Origin of the sequence: Maritimibacter sp. 55A14 (assembly GCF_003122205.1) — a bacterium.
In the GTDB taxonomy this organism is placed as follows: domain Bacteria; phylum Pseudomonadota; class Alphaproteobacteria; order Rhodobacterales; family Rhodobacteraceae; genus QEYE01.
The window spans coordinates 149,838-165,975 of sequence record NZ_QEYE01000008.1; the positions used below are offsets into that span (position 1 = coordinate 149,838).

Genomic DNA, 16,138 nt, shown 5'->3' on the forward strand with positions numbered 1-16,138 from the left:
CCGAGATCCGAATGGCCCGCGTGGTCCGCTGGACGAGGCCCCTGCGGCCAATCGAGTCTCCTTTCAATGTTGAGGCACCGGCGCGGCATCGCGCCGGTGCTTCGATCAGTCGACGTAGGACCAATCCGCTGGCAGCCACTTCAGCGCACCGCCGTCCTTCACGATCCTGCCGACGCCGGGGAATGGCATATGCGTGGCCGCAAGAAGCGCCTTCTCCTCAGCCGCCTGCGGGAAGAACCGGGCGCGGGACGCGTCCGCCGCCTCCTTGTCCATCTCGAAGATGATGCCGAAGCCGGGAAGTGCCGGATGCGCGGCCGGGTGAAAGAGCATGTCCGCGACGAGGTTCAGAACCTGGCCGCCATCCTCGATCTTCACGCCGATCTGTCCCGGCGTATGGCCCGATAGATCAAAAACCGAAATGCCGCGCGTGATCTGGCGGTCGCCGTCGATCTGCTGAAGCCGGGGATACAGCCGGACGAGTTGCTCAGTCGCCGCGAAGCTCGACTTGGTGATCTCCGGCGCCCGCGCCTCAATCGACGGATCGGTGAAGGTCTGCACGTCCCGCCTGTGGATATAGACATCCGCGTTCGGGTAGTTGTTCCGGTCGCCGGTCACCATGCCGCCGATATGGTCGACATGGGCGTGTGTCAGGATGACGGCGTCGATATCCGTCTGCTTCACCCCGAGAGCCTCAAGCGTGCCCGGCAGATAGCCCGAGGTCGTGCTGACGGTCCCGGCCGGGCCGCTGTCGACAAGAACATAGCGCTTGCCGTCGTTAATCAGGTAGGTCGCGAAGTTGCCGCGCACACCGTTGTTACCCGCAGCGAAGACCGCCTCGGCGGCCTCGCGCGCCTGATCCCGCGTCACGCCCGTGAACATGTCGTAGGGAAAGTCGATATACCCGTCCGAGATCACGGTCACTTCGAACCGCCCGATCTGGTAGCGGGCGGTGACCGGAAGCCGCGCCAGCGGGCCGGCGGACCGCGCCTGCAACGCGGGCGCCGTCGCCGCCAGGAGGGGCAGCGCAAAAAGGGGTGCGGCAAGGCCGCGACGATACAGGTCAACCATGGGATGGTGCCTTTTCGAGGGACCCCGCGTACCACGCGGGGCCAATTACGGATTGGGCTCAGCCTGCTCTGTTCAGGTCGATCTTCGGGAAATCGATCTCGACCTGGGTCGCCTTTCCAAGCAGGTTGGTGAAGATGTTCATCGCGACATGGGTGATGATCTCGATGATCTCGCCGTCCGAATGGCCGGCGGCACGCACGGCCTCGAACTCGGCCCCACTCACCTGACCGGTATGCTCGACAAGCGCGCGGGCGAAGGTCAGCGCCGCTTCCGCCTTGGTGTCAGCCGAACGGCCCATGCGGTTTGCCAGCATCTCCTGGTTGTCGAGGCCGACCTTGCGACCGATGGCGGTATGGGCCGAGACGCAATATTGGCAGGCATTCTGTTCGGCGACGGCCAGCGCAATGCGTTCGCGAGTCTTCTCTTCCAGAAGGCCGGAACCAGCGATCCCGTGCAGCCCGAGAAAGGCGCTCAAGGCTGCCGGGGAATTGGCGAGCACACGGATGAAGTTGGGCACCATGCCTAGGCCGGACTGGACGGCGTCCAAGAGCGGCTTGGCTTCGTCGGAGGATGTTTGGGGATCGATGACGGCAACGCGGGCCATGGGAGGAATCCTTGTCTGGTTGAACGGGCGGAGCCATTGGGCACCGCTCGCCATGACATGGCCTTATCGCGATCTTGAAAGAATACTCGTTCCATGAAATTCATTATTCCCCAGAGAGGAATAACATATGGATCGCCTGCACCAACTCGAGGTCTTTGTCGCGGTTGCCGACGCTGGCGGCTTCGCAAAGGCCGGAGCCCGTTTGCGGCTCTCGCCCCCCGCCGTCACTCGGGCGATTTCCGCGCTCGAAGCGCGTCTTGGCGCCCGCGTCTTCAACCGGACGACTCGCAGCCTGTCGATTACCGATGTCGGAGCGCGATTTCTCGAAAGCGCAAGACGCATCTTGGCCGATCTGGAAACGGCCGAGATGGACGCGGTCGGCGCGACCGCGATCCCTCACGGGCACCTGACCATCACTGCCTCCGTCACCTTCGGCCGCTCGGCTTTATCCCCGGTGGTGTGCGACTTTCTCAGCCACTTCCCCCGCGTCACGGCGTCGGTTGTGCTCGTGGACAGGGTCGTCAACCTGGTCGAGGAGGGCATCGACGTGGCCGTTCGGATTGGCCCCTTGCCAGATTCCAACCTCATCGCAAAGCGGATCGGATCAGTGCGCCGGGTTCTCATCGCCAGCCCCGGCTATCTGGCCCATCGGGGGACACCCGCCGCACCCGCGGAGTTGAAGCTTCACTCGGTTATCGCGTTCACCGGTCTGATGCCCAACCGCGAATGGCGTTTCAAAGACTCACAGGGCCAAAGCAGCGTCGCGCTGAGGCCGACCTTCGAGATCAACGATGCGGTCGCCGCGATCCAGGCGGCGGAGGAGGGTCACGGGATCACGATTGGCCTCTCCTACATGGTCTCCGAAAAGATCCGGGATGGCAAACTGGTTCCGGTTCTCGACCACACCACGCTGCCACCTCAACCCGTTCATCTCGTCTATGCGCAGTCCCGACTCGTGGCGCCCAAGGTCCGCGCCTTTGTCGATTTTGCAGCGCCTCGCCTAAAATCCGCGCTTGACCAGCTTGCTTAATTGCGGCGCGCATGAGAGGTGCTCACCTGAACGGTCGCTTTCGCGATGCCCCACGGTGAGATTGCGCCCGCGGCAAAAGCGCGGAATCCGTCCTCATTGAGCATTGAAACTTCATGCACCTTGACGGGCACTTCCCCTCCGGGTTTTCAACCGCGGTTTGTGTGATAGCGACAACCGTGATCGGGGAGGCGCCGAGGGAGTGCGGCGAACGGTTAGCCCTTCATCTGCCTCACACCTTAAGAGAGACGCGGGGACGAACGCGCGCATCAGTTCACGGCTGTACATTCGGGAAAATGGTAGCGGAGGAGGGACTTGAACCCCCGACACGCGGATTATGATTTTCCCTTGAATCAATGGTTTGCGCTATGCTGCGAGCAGATCGCTCTCCATCTTCGCAAACAGCTCGAGATCGTCTTCCGGGTTCTCGAAGAGATGCCCATAGACATCCATGGTCATGGTGATCGACGAATGGCCCAGGATGGACTGGATCTTCTTCGGGGGCCAACCCTGCTCGATGAACAGGGATGCCGCCGCATGCCGCAGGGCGTGGAAGCTGAACTTCGGTTTCCCGTCTTCATAGACGATGCCGTTGTTGACCAGCAGCGGAACAAACACCCGGTTGTGGATGTTCGAGTGGTTCTCGACGTTTCCCTTGCCATTTGGAAAGACGAGCGAAAGCTCTCCGTTCGGGCATTTCAACTTCCATGCCTTGAGCGTCGACACCACGGTCGGCGCCATCGGGATGACCCTCTTGCTGGTCCGGCTCTTCGGCCTGCCCATCTCATTGAACCGGTCGGCGCGCTTTTCCACCCGGATCACCGTCTTGTCGAAGTCGACGCAGTCCCATGTCAGCCCGCGTAATTCGCTGATACGCATGCCGGTGAACAGGGCGGTCACGATCAGGGGCCGGTGCTGATCCGGGGCCTTGTCAATCATGGTCCGGATTTCGTCCTTGGTCGGGATCGTGCGCTCCTCGTCCTCGCGGCGGTTCCGCTTGAGCTTGACTTCGCGGGCCACGTTGTGCGCGACCCATTCCCTCTCGACGGCCTCCGAAAGAGCCGACCGGAGACTGGCAAGGACCTTCTTCGTCATCGATCGCGAGACACCCGCATCCTGCAAGTCATGGACGAATTCCCGCACATCGCGGCGGCTGATCTCGGTGACCAGCAGACTACCGATCTTCTGGTCGATGTGATGCATGACATGACCGCGATAGCTGCGGATCGTGGCCCGTTCGAGCCCGTTTCGCTCGCAGGTCTTGAGCCAGCTTTCGCAAGCGTCACGGATTGTTTTCCCGGAACTTCTCATACCGTTTTCCCCTTATGTTGTCGTCTGATCGCATTATACGACAAGCGGAGTCGCCCGTCGGGCATAATCCCACGTCCTTGAGCGGGAAAATGGTTCCTAAACAGCGGGTTGGAATGCCTTGTATCCAGGCAAGCTGCCTGGTGACTGGTTCCGAATGCCAAGAGTCCCGTGCTAAACCCGTGCCAAACCCGTAAGGATTCGATGGTTTTCTTACGGGGGTTGCGGGTGAAGATACACACGCGTAGAAACAACGTGTGTGCATGAACAAGAAATCTGCCCTCGGATATCTGCTGCTGAGCTATGGCCCGCGCCACAATGGTCCCGCCGAAACGAAACCCGCCGCGCAAAGCCAGGTGCGGCGTATCTCGGCGTTCCTGGGGCCCGAATACGAGATCACATGGGTGTCCGATTATGCGCGGCAAGTCGGTTCACTCGACGACCTGCCGGGATTGAAGCGTGTCCTTGTGGAACTCCAGCGATCGGGAAGCAGGGCGGCCATAGCCATCGACGAACTCCGGCGTGTGTTTCGCCGCGTCCCGGACGAGCATGCTTTGAACCTTCTCAACGAGCTCCTCGTATTTGGAGATCACATCCTGGATGTCAGCTATGGCCGTCGTCTGAGCGACATACCGGCATCGAGCCAAGAGTACATCGCAGTGACGACCGCCCGAAAGGAGACGCTGCACAGACTCGAGAGAAGCGTGACAGCGGGCGAGAAGCTGAACAGGAACACGAAGAAGGCTACGCAGGTGTCGGCCAGGGCCAAGGCGAAGCGAGCCGACAGAACCGCGCGTTTGCTTGATGACCTGCGCAAGGAACTGGCCAACAGCAACTCCACTCCGTCCCTCTCAGAGCTGGCGCGTGTTGCCAACGAACGCGGGCTTCGAACGGCCACGGGAAAGGCATGGACCGGCTCGACCGTGGGACGGATGCTCAGGCGGCTTGAGTGATCATATTAAAGACCACAGTTGTCGGCTGAACAACACTATCGCGGTGAAAGCCTGCTACTTGAGACGCGCGACCCTGCCCCGGCGGGGCAGGGTGGGGGGACATGTCAACCGGCGTTGTTGACCGTATAGCTGGAGATCAGGTTTCTGTAATCGGGAATGTGATTCGAGAACAGCGCGCCAAGACCCTCGACATCATTGCGCCAGTCGCGGTGCAGTTCGCAGGCGGCACCGAACCATGTCATGAGCTGAGCACCCGCTGCCGACATCCGGTCCCATGCGGCATCGCGGGTAATCGGATTGAATGTGCCCGACGCGTCGGTGACGACAAACACCTCGTAGCCTTCCTCGATTGCGGAAAGTGCCGGGAACGATACGCAGACCTCTGTCACGACACCGGCGATAATCAGTTGCTTCTTGCCGGTGGCTTTGACGGCTGCGACGAATTCTTCGTTGTCCCAGGCGTTGATCTGCCCGGGACGCGCGATGAAGGGCGCTTCGGGGAACGTCTCCTTCAACTCGGGGACGATCGGTCCGTTGGGTCCGTCCTCGAAACTCGTCGTAAGAATTGTCGGCAGGCCGAAGTATTTGGCTGCATCGGCGAGAGCGAGAACATTGTTCTTGAACTTGTCCGGGTCGACATCCCGCACCAGCGAGAGCAGCCCGGCTTGGTGATCGACGAGCAGAACGGCTGCGTCGTCCTTATTCAGGCGATTGTATTTGAAAGACATTCGCGTTCCCTCCGATTGTGGGGTCTGCAATAGCCCCGAACATTCCTGGTGACGCGCGTGATTGCAGCGGTCGGATACCATCGGACCTGCGCCCCCAAGCGACACCCGACAGAATAACGACCGTGCGCCGGGTGGCCATCTCACCCGGCGCGAACTTCGGGTTCACGATTTGCGAACGCTTGTCGGTCCAAGGCGTCGGCGTTGTGGGTTGCGGTGTGCCGGTCCTGTCGGCCCAAAGTGGCCCGCTCACTCCTGCAGCCAGGGCGGTGTTTCCCCGAATCTCTCGACGAGGTGATCGATGAACAGACGCAGCTTTCGCGGCATCGGTTTCACCGGAGGCCAGACGACATTGATCGGCAGCGCGTTTGGCCGAAGCTCGGGCAGGACGGGAACCAACCGGCCCTTTTTGATTTCCTCGTGCACGATAAACATGGGCAGCAGCGCGATGCCCAGCCCTGCAATCACCAAATCGCGCATGGCTTCGCCGTTATTGGTGGTAAGGCGGGACGGTTTTGGGGGCGAAACCGGCTGGTCAAGCCGCCAAATCTCGCCAATCCGCTTGTTCAGGTAGCAGATGGTGGCATGGTTCGAGAGCTGGGCCGGTTTCGACAGCGGGCCGTGGCGTTCGAGATAGTCCGGGCTGGCAACGATTGCCCGCCGGTCCTCGCAAAGCTTGCGCGTGACCAATGTGCTGTCGTCCATCTCGCCCAGCCGAATTCCGACATCGAAGCCAGCGCGTGCCAGGTCGGTGATTGCGTCGTCGTACTCCAGAACGACTTCAAGCTCGGGATGCGCGCAAGCGAACTCTGCGATGATCGGCCCGAGATGTTGAATGCCGAAACTCATCGGCGCTGATATGGTCAACCGTCCGCGTAACGCCGCGTCTCCCGATGCGACGCTTTCGGTTGCGGCCACCAGTTCGGCAAGCGCCGGCCGTAACCGTTCGGCAAGAGAGATGGCCGCATCTGTCGGCGTGATTCGACCGGCGTGACGGGTGAACAGCGCAGTGCCGACCGACGCCTCGAAATCGCTGATCCGCTTGCTGACCACGGATTTCGACACATCTGCACGGATCGCGGCGCCTGAGATCGACCCCACATCCATGACCAGCAGGAAGGTTTCGATTTCGCTGATGCTCCACTGCATTTTTCGTCCTTACGCCAAGCATTGAGCGTTCGAAGTTTTCGAACCCACACTTTGAAGCCGGTGCGTCTGCCGATAAAGATGCCTGTGCGCCGCTGGCGGGCGCAAGACGGAAACCCCAATTCCATACAGTAACGCCGAACAGAGGTCTCTCGATACTGCGAACCCGGTCACGTGGAACCCAGCGTTCTTCCAGGCCGAACGGATGTGATGTTGATCGTTCTTCATTCTACCCCAACTTTGCCCTGAACGCGGCCAGTCCGAAAATCCAGGAGGTTCCAATGAGACAGATCATTTCCACCACGAAAGCCGGCTCCGGCCACTGGGTCGGCGATGGCTTCCCGGTGCGCTCCCTCTTTTCGCATATGGGCGGCGGCGACAGCCACGATCCGTTCCTGATGCTGGACTATGCCGGTCCGCAGTATTTCGAACCGGCGAAGAAGCCGCGGGGCGTCGATGCCCACCCTCACAAGGGGTTCGAGACCGTGACCATCGTCTATCAGGGCGAGGTCGAGCACGGCGACTCCACCGGTGAGGGCGGCGTGATCCGCGAAGGCGACGTGCAATGGATGACCGCTGGCGACGGGATCCTGCACAAGGAGTTCCATAGCCGCGCATTCACCGCACGCGGCGGCACGCTCGAAATGGTTCAGCTCTGGGTGAACCTGCCCGCTAGGCACAAGTCCGCCAAACCGGGGTATCAGGCGATCACCGATGCGCAGATTCCGGTGGTGGACCTGCCCGACAGCGCCGGTCGCCTCCGGGTGATCGCGGGGGACCATGACGGGACCGAGGGCCCGGCACGGACATTCACGCCGATCGAGGTCTGGGATCTTCGCCTGAACGCCGGAAAGCAGGTCGAACTGACACCGCCTGAGGGCCAGAACGTGACGGTGGTGCTGCTCGAAGGGACGGCAACGCTCAACGGGGCGGAATCCCTGAACGGCGCGGCGGTTGCCCGTCTTGACGACAAGGGCAGCTTCACCGTCGATGCGTCGACCGATGTCAAGCTGCTGGTCCTGGCCGGCGCGCCGATCAAAGAACCGATAGCGCCCTATGGACCCTTCGTCATGAACACCGCCGCCGAAATTCACGAGGCCATCGCGGAATTCCAGGCCGGTAAGTTCGGTGCCCTGTAAACCATGGGCACGGGGCGGCGGATCAAAACGCCGCCCCTATCGCATCAGCCATTCCCGCGCGGCGTTCAGATCTTCGGGTGCGATTTCGTGCCCCGCCGCGGTTCGGTGCATCTCGCAATCCGCGCCGCGATTTGACAGCCATTGCGCCAGCATCGGGGCCTTCTCACCGAACGGATCCTCCGCGCCGCTCAAAATCAGCACCTCTGTTCCAGCCAGATCGACCGGCGGTAAAATCTCAAGAACCGGGATCGCCCGAACCAGAACGACGCGGCGGATCACACCCGGATGAAGCGCCATAACCGCGGCGGCGAAATTCGCGCCGTTGGAATACCCCAGAATTGTCAGCGCGCCGGAATCTAGCCCGTATCCCCGCATGGCGTCCTTAATGAATGCCGCAAACGCATGTGCCTCGGCCGCAATGTCCTGCTGGTCGAAAGCCGCCTCCGAAAACCGCCGAAAAAAGCGAGCAACCCCTTCTTCCGCCGCCCGCCCGCGCACCCCCAGAAGCGTCGCCCGTGGATTGAGGCGCGCGGCAAACGGCATGAGACTTGCCTCGTTCCCACCCGTCCCGTGCAGCAGAAGGATCACGCTGCCATCCGGGTCCTCCGGTAGGCGGAACCGATGCACGAAGGGCAAATCCCGCTTCGGCATCCGGTCATCCCCGGGCCGTGCGAATTGCGGCAGCATTACGCGCAGATCCTCGACCCGCTCGCGGTCGCGGTCGGGAATGAGCAGGGTTTCTCCCAAACGGTCCGCCGGTTCATCCACGGCAAATCCCGGCGCATCCGTTGTGTATTCGAAGAGGATTCCCGCCGGCTCGCGGACATAGAGCGACAGGAAGTACTTCCGGTCATGAACGGCGGTGGGCTTATAGTGCTGCGCCAACCTCAGGCGCATCGTCCGCACTGCTTTCTCATCCGGCGCACGGAACGCCACATGGTCATACACTCCCGTTCCAGGAATGCTGCCCACGAAACCGCGCGTGTCGCGTATATCGAGGACATCGGTGTCCGACACCATGCGCCGCACCTGCCCCTCCGCCGTGCCGTCCCGGTAGCCGAAGTCCGCGGCAAGGTTGGCGGTGCCCGCCGCGTCCTCGGTAAACAGGGTTACTGCCCTCAGCCGGGTCGGAGCAATCGCTTCTGGAAGCGGATGCACGGCCGGCAGATCGGCTCCGACCAGCTTGACGATCATGTTGTCGGGATCCTTGAGCCGAAGCACGGTTTCGCCGAACTCGCGCGTCGGGCGCTCGGTCGGCACCCTCGCGTCTATAGCCCGCCGCATCCACTCACCGATGCTGTCCGGAGGGACTGCAATGGCGATCTCGCCGACCTGACCGTGTCCCACTCGCCCTGGTGCACCGTCCTCCCAGACGAGAAAGCTCACCACTGAACCAGGCGCGCCCTGTTCGTCGCCGTAGAACAGGTGCAATTGCTCGGCGTCCTCGTATCCGCCCGTCTGCTTGACAAGCCGCAAGCCGAGAAACCCCATGTAGAAATCCACATTGGCTTGCACATTCCGGGTGATCCCGGTTACGTGATGAATGTCCGTCGTCATCGCCGCCCCACTACGTTGGTCGCCCGAACATATCCGCGGCGGCAATCATGTTGAGCACCCTCTGCGCGAACCTCGCATTCGCCTGAGACGAACGCCCTCGTGGCTGGCGCTGTTCCGAGAATGCCATATCTTTGGGCCAAACAATACTGCAATGGAGGACGGCATGAGTTGGAACCCTGCACTCGACCCCGGCTGCCCGGAAGATATCGGTGTGGACGCCATCGAAACCCTGATCATTCCCCGGGCCCGGGATCTCGGCGGCTTCGAGGTCCGCCGCGCGCTGCCGGCACCGAAACGTCAGATGGTCGGCCCCTTCATCTTTTTCGATCAGGCTGGACCGGCGGAATTTCTCACCGGGACGGGCGTCGATGTCCGCCCCCACCCTCATATCGGCCTGGGCACGGTGACCTATCTCTATCAGGGCGACTTCCACCACCGCGACAGCCTCGGGACCGACCAGATCATCCACCCCGGTGCCTTGAACTGGATGGTCGCCGGCAAAGGTGTCACCCATTCCGAGCGCACCTCCTCAGCCGCTCGCGGCGGCCCGCACTCACTTTTCGGTATACAGACCTGGATGGCGCTTCCCGAAGATCACGAGGACATGGACCCCATGTTCGAACACCACGGAAAGGACACGCTTCCCGAGATCGCATCCGACGGGGTCCGTGCCCGGCTCATTCTCGGCAATGCCTATGGTGAAGCAGCGCCGGCGACCCTCTTCACCGAGACCTTTTATCTTGACGTCATCCTTGAACCTGGAGCCCGTTTCCCGCTGCCCGACGACCATGAGGACCGAGGCCTATACATTTCTCGGGGCTCCATAACGATCGGAGGGCAGGTGTTCGAGGCCGGCCGGATGATGGTGTTCCGCCCCGGTGATCGGATCACTGTCACCGCCGGTCCCGAAGGGGCCCGCCTGATGGCGCTCGGCGGCACGACCTTAAGCGGGCCACGCTACATCTGGTGGAACTTCGTCGCTTCGAGCCAGGACAGGATCGAGCACGCCAAGGAGGAATGGCGCGCCGCGAAATGGGGTTCCGGGGCGTTCGACCTGCCCCCCGACGACCGCGACGAGTACATCCCGCTGCCTGAGCGTTGAGGCCAAATCAACAGGAGCACGCGACTGAATACTCCTTCGAAAGGTAAAGTTACCCGACTGCCGAACTGAAACAGTCGCTCAACTCGTACGCAGCGAATGGTCGGCTCGAAGTTGGAAACTCCAAGGAACCGTTTAAGTGCCGGTCGAGGGAGGGGGAGCCCATGCCTGTATAAGGTTCAGGTCTGTGCCCATGCCGCGTGACTTCGTAAGCTCCCTGAATATGCCGGGCTCTTATAGAAGGCGTCTGGAAGGAGGCGGCGTCCGGAGGATCAGACAGGTCCCGGCGCGTGCTGCCCTATGGTCTGGATTGCAGTTCAGGAATTCGAACTGATCGTTGACTTGAGTCAAGGTGCGTCCAACGCAAAGGCAACATACTGAAATCAAGCGTAACCACATGCTTTTCGGATTATGGAGGTCGAAATGCACTACACGTCTTTAGTTTCCATGGCTCTTGCAGCCGGTCTCGTTCTTGGTGTTGCAGCCCCGGTTTCCGCTCATGGGACCGGATTCGGCGGCGGCGAGCAGGCTTATGGATGGCAACAGGGCCACATGGGGCCCGGCATGATGGGGCAAGGCATGGGTCCGGGCATGATGAACCCGGGTTACATGGGGCAGGGCATGGGTCCGGGAATGATGATGAACCCGGGTTACATGGGGCAAGGCATGGGCCCGGGCATGATGATGAACCCCCGATTCTCGGACCAGGGCCGGATGCAGCCGCTTCGAAATGACCTCGGTGCCGATGACGTCAGGCACATGATGGAACACCGCCTTGCCTGGCAGGGCAATCCGAACATCAAACTCGGCAATGTCGAGGAGATCGACGAGGATAGCATCGTTGCGGAAATCGTCACCCAGGACGGATCGCTGGTGCAGCGGATCGAGGTGGATCGCCACACTGGCTGGATGCAGCCGCAACGCTAGAGGAAACCCGAAAATGAAGCGTAAATTCCTGTGGACGACACTTCTGGCCGTCGTGCTGGCACCCACTTTCAGCTGGGCGCAGCAGGGCGGCCAGTACTACCATCCGCATATGTGGGAAGGGGGCTGGCACGGTTGGTTTTTGGGGCCGGTGATGATGATCCTGTTCCTGGCCGCGCTTGTGGCGCTCGTCGTGTTCCTGGTCCGCTGGCTCGGTGGTCAGGACTTTTGGACTTTGACGTCGCAACCGCCGGGTAAGACGCCCCTCGACATCCTTGACGAGCGCTTTGCACGTGGCGAGATCGACAAGGAAGAGTTCGAAGAACGGCGGCAATCGCTCAGAAGCTAAGCGATCGGGTCCGGGCGTGGTGGCGTCTTGTGGAACGCGCCGAATTCAGGGACTCCGCCCTCTGGCGGCGGGAATGGACCGAGACGATCGGGGCAGGGTTGCACTGTGCCGCAGAAGCATTACTTTTCTCCGTGCCCCGGTCGGCCGAGGTCGGCAGGTTGGATCGCCAGTAGTTGGCGATCTCTTAACGTTGGCATTGAAATCAAAGGCCTCGCGTCTCGCACCCATCCAGATTCACAAAGGAGAATCGATGAAACTTCCAAGTCTCACCGCCGCCCTAGTATTGTTCGCCAGTGCCGCATCCGCTGCGGGATCGGGGGATCACGGGCACGAAGAGCACAAGAAGGAAATGGCCATAGGACAGCCTGGAGAGCGTGCCAATGTGGATCGCACTGTCGAGATCAGGATGGTCGAGTCCGACGGTAGCATGGGGTTCGAGCCGGATTCGCTAAAAGTGGAGGAGGGAGAGACAATTCGTTTCAAGATCAGAAACCTCGGCGCGCTCGAACATGAGGTTGTTTTCGACACCAGGGAGAACAATCTGGAACATATGTCCGAAATGGCGAGGGCTCCGGAAATGGACCATGATGATCCGAACGCCCTCCGTCTCGCCCCCGGAGAGAGCGGAGAGATCGTTTGGCACTTCGACGGCGAAGGCGATTTCCAGTTCGCCTGTCTTATCCCCGGCCATATGGAGGCTGGCATGCGCGGGCCGATAACCGTTAATTGACGTCACTTCCGGTTTGCGCGTTTGCCGGTGTCTAGAAGGCCGCGCGTACCGGATTCATTGGAGAGATACTCGTGGCCAACATGATGATGAACCGCCGTACTCTACTGAGCAGCGTAGTGTCGATGGCTTGCATGCCGCTCATACCTTCGAGCGGACATGCCGCAGTCGAAGCAATGCATGTTCTCAAGGACCCCAATTGCGGCTGCTGTTCCGCTTGGATCGACATGCTCGAGAGCGCCGGGTTTCGAGTGACAACGGAACCCTCGATGGGGACCGCACTGAGCCGCTACAAACTCGAGAACGGCATTCCGATGAGCATGGTTTCGTGCCACACTGGAAAGATCGACGGATACATGATCGAGGGTCATGTGCCTGCCGCCGACATTCGGCGCCTTCTCATTGAACGGCCCGAGGCGGTGGGCCTTGCCGTGCCCGGAATGCCATATGGTTCGCCCGGAATGGGATCCGAAAGCGAACGGGAAGCATACGAAGTGCATCTCATCAGGCGTGATGGCACGACTGCCACGTTTTCCAGCTATGACGCGGCATGATCGGAACGGTCGTCGGGCGCGTCGTTGTGAGCGCGGTGACTCTATCATGGCTTTCAGATTTGCGGCACGGCGCTTTGGTGCCGGATAGGGAAGCCATGTCGGCAATCCGATCCCGGAACGCCGGATGATGATTGACCGGCCCGCTTCCGCTCATGAGCACCGCCCATGCTCGGGCAGGAGCTTTGAGCAATCAGTGCCCGCCCCTGATCGTATGTAGCTTGGCAAGATACTCAAGCGCACTGGCACGGGTGGACGGCGGCATTCTCTTTGCCGCGGCTCATTTCGCGGGTCAGCCAGAAGCCGGAAAGTAGCAGCAGGCCGCCGCCGAAAATCATCGCTCGCGCCGGAATCTCGCCGAAGATCAGAAATCCGAGGCTCGCGGCCACGACCGGCGAGACGATTATATCGACCAACGCGTAGACGTTGGCATTAATTTGCTTCAGCACCAGCGAGATTCCAAAATAGGCGATACCTGTCGAGATCACGCCGAGGCTGACTGCCCACAGCATAACCGGCAGAAACAACCCCATGGTCGGATAGTATACGAGGCCGTTGATTTCGCCTGGTCCAACGAGAACCAACGAGGGCGAGAGCAGGACTGCCGCGAATGCCATCGACCAGAAGATGTCATTACCGGTCTCAGAGCGACCCTCATAGCGCATGTAGGTCACCATCGCGGCGTAAATCGCCCCGTCCCCAAGCGCCACGAGGTTGCCAAGCCAGTTCCCGCCCTCGAGTGGCTTCGCCAGAACGATCCCTACAAGCGCGAGACCGAAGATCAGTGCATAGCTCTTCTTCGCGGGTTCGCCGAGAAAGTAAGCCGAGAACATGAACACGAAGAAGGGCGCGACGCTCCAGAACACCACCGCGTTGGCGATCGGTACCAGCGTCATTGCGTAGTTGAATATACTGATCTGAGCTGCGATCAGCGCGCCGACGATAGCCGTGTCTTTCAGGTTCCCGCGCGGGAATCGGAGCGGGCGGCCCGTAGCACAGGGGATCGATACGGCAAGGAATATCGCCGCGCAGGTCAACGCATAAAAGTTCAACGTCTGGATGGGGATCGCGTCTCCTGTCAGCTTGACGAAGACGCCGATCGTTGCCTCGGAAACGGTAATGAGGACGAGAAGGACGACGACTGACATTGTTGTTACACGTCCTTGCTCGCGCGGGTGATGTCGATCATTTCCGCCCCGCTTTCGTCGAGGCATCGGTCTTCTACCTGCAGTGTGACGAAGAAGAATCCGAACCGCTCGCGCAGCATGGTATGTGCGGTTCTCAGCACCTCCTGCGGGTCACGGTTCAGGTCGACGCGCAGATGACCGGAGAAGACGAACTTCCCGCTGGTCAGCGCCCAAGCATGCACGTGGTGGGCATTCGCGACGCCATCGATCTGCTCGAGCGCCTCTACGACCTCGGACAGTTGCACTTCCGCCGGCGTGCCCTCCATCAGGAGATGTGCGGAGTCGCGCAGAATCCCCCAACTCGCCCAGACGAGAACGAAGCCAAAGGCCATGCCAAGGATCGGGTCGATCAGAAGGAAGCCCGTGAACTTGATGACAAGCGCGGTCACGATGATCAGCAGGCTGCCCACGAAGGTCTGAATGATGTGCCAAAGGGCGCCCTTGACGTTCAGGTCGCTGCGGCTCTCCTTCCAGATAAGCCCGAGGGAGATGAACTCGGTGAGCAATCCGCCCGCGGCCGCGAGGAGCATTGGCCCCGTGGGGAGGTCTATGGGCTCCGACATTCGCATTGCCGCCATTGCGATAACGACAACAGCCATCCCCAGAAGGAAGCCACCATTGACGAGCGCCCCGATGATTTCGGCCCGATACCAACCAAAACTGCGGTCCTCGTCCGCGGGACGTCGCGAGATGCGCGCCGCGAAAATCGCGACAAGCACGCCGCCGACGGCCGAGAAGGTGTGGAAGGCGTCCGATATCACGGCAATCGAACCGGTCCAGAGTCCGATGCCCATCTCGATGATGAAGTAGATGCCGGTCAGCCAAGCGGAGATCGCCATCCCTCGGGTGCCGGAAGGCATGTGCCCATGATGCGCGTTGGCCAAGTCGCAACTCCCCTTGAACGAAAGTCCGGCCTGAGAATGCAAGTATATCTGGCCACTGAAGCGATGTCAGCAGATCACTCCTTTCCCATTTAGGCGGGGCCAGACAGGATTATGCTGCACTGCGCCAGGCCCGCTCTCTGTGACGCCCGCACACTGGCGCCTGGTCCCGGCCACTGTCTCCCCCATGAAATCCCCTGGAGCCATCCAGTGACGCTTACAGGGCCCCTGATGACGTGTGTAGCCCCTGGGCACGGAACCCCCGAAACAACACCCGCCCGGAGATCAGAACCAAGTGCCGAGCGAGGACCCCGCGTGACTGACTATCACCTTGCATCAGCTCAGTACTGAGAAATGCAATCCGCTTTGAATCTCCGAGATCCTTGACGCGTCTCCCTGCCTGAAGGTCGATCTGGATGTCCTTCGCGACGCGGGTTGCCTCTCGCCCAATTATCATGCTCCGGTTCCGGCTCGGATCGGACGTGCATCTGTCAAGAGCGTGGAGATAGCACCACGACATGGGAAACCATTCTGCGCCATCCCTGGAACGCCTGTCGCCCCGGTTTCATCGCACTTGCCTGTCCGCTTTGGATGGTTCGTCCGATCGACATGGGGTCAGGGGCTCCACCTACAATATCCAGGACGCGGGAAATGTTTGCCAACAAAAGGGACTGTTCTTGCCGGTACGAGCTGGGGACGCGTCCCGTGGCAACATTGAGCGTGCATCAGCGAGACATTCGCGGAGCAGCAGCGGTTGCACGAAGTCCTAGGGTCAGGACCCATTGATTTCAGCCGAGCATCGTGATTCACCGCCTGAAAACAGAGCGGTGACATGTCTGATCTTTACTGGCTGAGCGACGCGCAGATGGCGCGTCTGGAACCCTATTTTCCGA

At 60.9% G+C, this 16,138-nt stretch carries 16 protein-coding genes; 8 read left to right on the top strand and 8 right to left on the bottom strand.

Annotation, left to right across the window (positions count from 1 at the left end):
• Nucleotides 1-105: 105 nt before the first annotated feature.
• Together DDZ14_RS08985 and DDZ14_RS08990 are read right to left on the bottom strand one after the other, a co-directional pair.
• Nucleotides 106-1,068, bottom strand: coding sequence for an MBL fold metallo-hydrolase (locus tag DDZ14_RS08985; RefSeq protein ID WP_109424624.1), 963 nt, complete (start codon nucleotides 1,066-1,068; stop codon nucleotides 106-108).
• Between the two features lie 58 nt (nucleotides 1,069-1,126).
• Nucleotides 1,127-1,672 (bottom strand): carboxymuconolactone decarboxylase family protein, encoded by a 546-nt coding sequence (locus DDZ14_RS08990; RefSeq protein WP_109424625.1) that lies wholly within the window; start codon nucleotides 1,670-1,672, stop codon nucleotides 1,127-1,129.
• A gap of 127 nt (nucleotides 1,673-1,799) precedes the next feature.
• Here DDZ14_RS08990 and DDZ14_RS08995 point away from each other — a divergent pair, with 127 nt between their 5' ends.
• Nucleotides 1,800-2,702, top strand: coding sequence for a LysR family transcriptional regulator (locus DDZ14_RS08995; protein ID WP_109424626.1), 903 nt, complete (start codon nucleotides 1,800-1,802; stop codon nucleotides 2,700-2,702).
• A 363-nt stretch (nucleotides 2,703-3,065) separates the two neighbouring features.
• Here the strand turns inward: DDZ14_RS08995 and DDZ14_RS09000 are convergent, their stop codons facing one another.
• Complete coding sequence (locus DDZ14_RS09000) at nucleotides 3,066-4,010, bottom strand: site-specific integrase (protein ID WP_109424627.1); 945 nt, start codon at nucleotides 4,008-4,010, stop codon at nucleotides 3,066-3,068.
• Between the two features lie 260 nt (nucleotides 4,011-4,270).
• On the opposite strand from DDZ14_RS09000, the gene DDZ14_RS09005 reads away from it, so the two are divergent.
• Nucleotides 4,271-4,960 (top strand): hypothetical protein, encoded by a 690-nt coding sequence (locus tag DDZ14_RS09005; protein WP_146193123.1) that lies wholly within the window; start codon nucleotides 4,271-4,273, stop codon nucleotides 4,958-4,960.
• Between the two features lie 104 nt (nucleotides 4,961-5,064).
• Here DDZ14_RS09005 and ycaC read toward each other — a convergent pair whose 3' ends face one another.
• Together ycaC and DDZ14_RS09015 are read right to left on the bottom strand one after the other, a co-directional pair.
• Nucleotides 5,065-5,688, bottom strand: coding sequence for an isochorismate family cysteine hydrolase YcaC (gene ycaC / locus DDZ14_RS09010; protein ID WP_109424629.1), 624 nt, complete (start codon nucleotides 5,686-5,688; stop codon nucleotides 5,065-5,067).
• A 246-nt stretch (nucleotides 5,689-5,934) separates the two neighbouring features.
• Nucleotides 5,935-6,834 carry a LysR family transcriptional regulator gene (locus tag DDZ14_RS09015; protein WP_109424630.1) on the bottom strand — a complete coding sequence of 300 codons (900 nt, stop codon included), beginning with the start codon at nucleotides 6,832-6,834 and terminating at the stop codon, nucleotides 5,935-5,937.
• Nucleotides 6,835-7,112: 278 nt separating this feature from the next.
• On the opposite strand from DDZ14_RS09015, the gene DDZ14_RS09020 reads away from it, so the two are divergent.
• Entirely contained in the window at nucleotides 7,113-7,970 is an 858-nt protein-coding gene (locus DDZ14_RS09020; RefSeq protein ID WP_109424631.1) for a pirin family protein, read from the top strand.
• Nucleotides 7,971-8,006: 36 nt separating this feature from the next.
• Here DDZ14_RS09020 and DDZ14_RS09025 read toward each other — a convergent pair whose 3' ends face one another.
• Nucleotides 8,007-9,527 carry a VOC family protein gene (locus tag DDZ14_RS09025; RefSeq protein WP_109424632.1) on the bottom strand — a complete coding sequence of 507 codons (1,521 nt, stop codon included), beginning with the start codon at nucleotides 9,525-9,527 and terminating at the stop codon, nucleotides 8,007-8,009.
• 163 nt (nucleotides 9,528-9,690) lie between these two features.
• On the opposite strand from DDZ14_RS09025, the gene DDZ14_RS09030 reads away from it, so the two are divergent.
• The 5 genes from DDZ14_RS09030 to DDZ14_RS09045 all read left to right on the top strand — a co-directional run bounded on the left by DDZ14_RS09030 (nucleotide 9,691) and on the right by DDZ14_RS09045 (nucleotide 13,180).
• A complete protein-coding gene (locus DDZ14_RS09030; RefSeq protein WP_109424649.1) occupies nucleotides 9,691-10,629 on the top strand; it encodes a pirin family protein in 939 nt (312 codons plus the stop codon).
• A 420-nt stretch (nucleotides 10,630-11,049) separates the two neighbouring features.
• Nucleotides 11,050-11,553 (top strand): hypothetical protein, encoded by a 504-nt coding sequence (locus tag DDZ14_RS19375; RefSeq protein WP_146193124.1) that lies wholly within the window; start codon nucleotides 11,050-11,052, stop codon nucleotides 11,551-11,553.
• Between the two features lie 13 nt (nucleotides 11,554-11,566).
• Nucleotides 11,567-11,899 carry an SHOCT domain-containing protein gene (locus tag DDZ14_RS09035; RefSeq protein WP_158275493.1) on the top strand — a complete coding sequence of 111 codons (333 nt, stop codon included), beginning with the start codon at nucleotides 11,567-11,569 and terminating at the stop codon, nucleotides 11,897-11,899.
• A 250-nt stretch (nucleotides 11,900-12,149) separates the two neighbouring features.
• Nucleotides 12,150-12,629, top strand: coding sequence for a plastocyanin/azurin family copper-binding protein (locus DDZ14_RS09040; RefSeq protein ID WP_109424634.1), 480 nt, complete (start codon nucleotides 12,150-12,152; stop codon nucleotides 12,627-12,629).
• An 80-nt stretch (nucleotides 12,630-12,709) separates the two neighbouring features.
• The gene (locus tag DDZ14_RS09045; protein ID WP_199221321.1) at nucleotides 12,710-13,180 is read left to right on the top strand and encodes a DUF411 domain-containing protein; all 471 of its coding nucleotides are present in this window, start codon (nucleotides 12,710-12,712) and stop codon (nucleotides 13,178-13,180) included.
• A gap of 230 nt (nucleotides 13,181-13,410) precedes the next feature.
• Here the strand turns inward: DDZ14_RS09045 and DDZ14_RS09050 are convergent, their stop codons facing one another.
• Together DDZ14_RS09050 and DDZ14_RS09055 are read right to left on the bottom strand one after the other, a co-directional pair.
• Nucleotides 13,411-14,325 (bottom strand): DMT family transporter, encoded by a 915-nt coding sequence (locus tag DDZ14_RS09050; RefSeq protein ID WP_109424635.1) that lies wholly within the window; start codon nucleotides 14,323-14,325, stop codon nucleotides 13,411-13,413.
• A gap of 5 nt (nucleotides 14,326-14,330) precedes the next feature.
• Nucleotides 14,331-15,224, bottom strand: coding sequence for a cation diffusion facilitator family transporter (locus DDZ14_RS09055; RefSeq protein WP_109424651.1), 894 nt, complete (start codon nucleotides 15,222-15,224; stop codon nucleotides 14,331-14,333).
• Nucleotides 15,225-16,138: the final 914 nt, after the last annotated feature.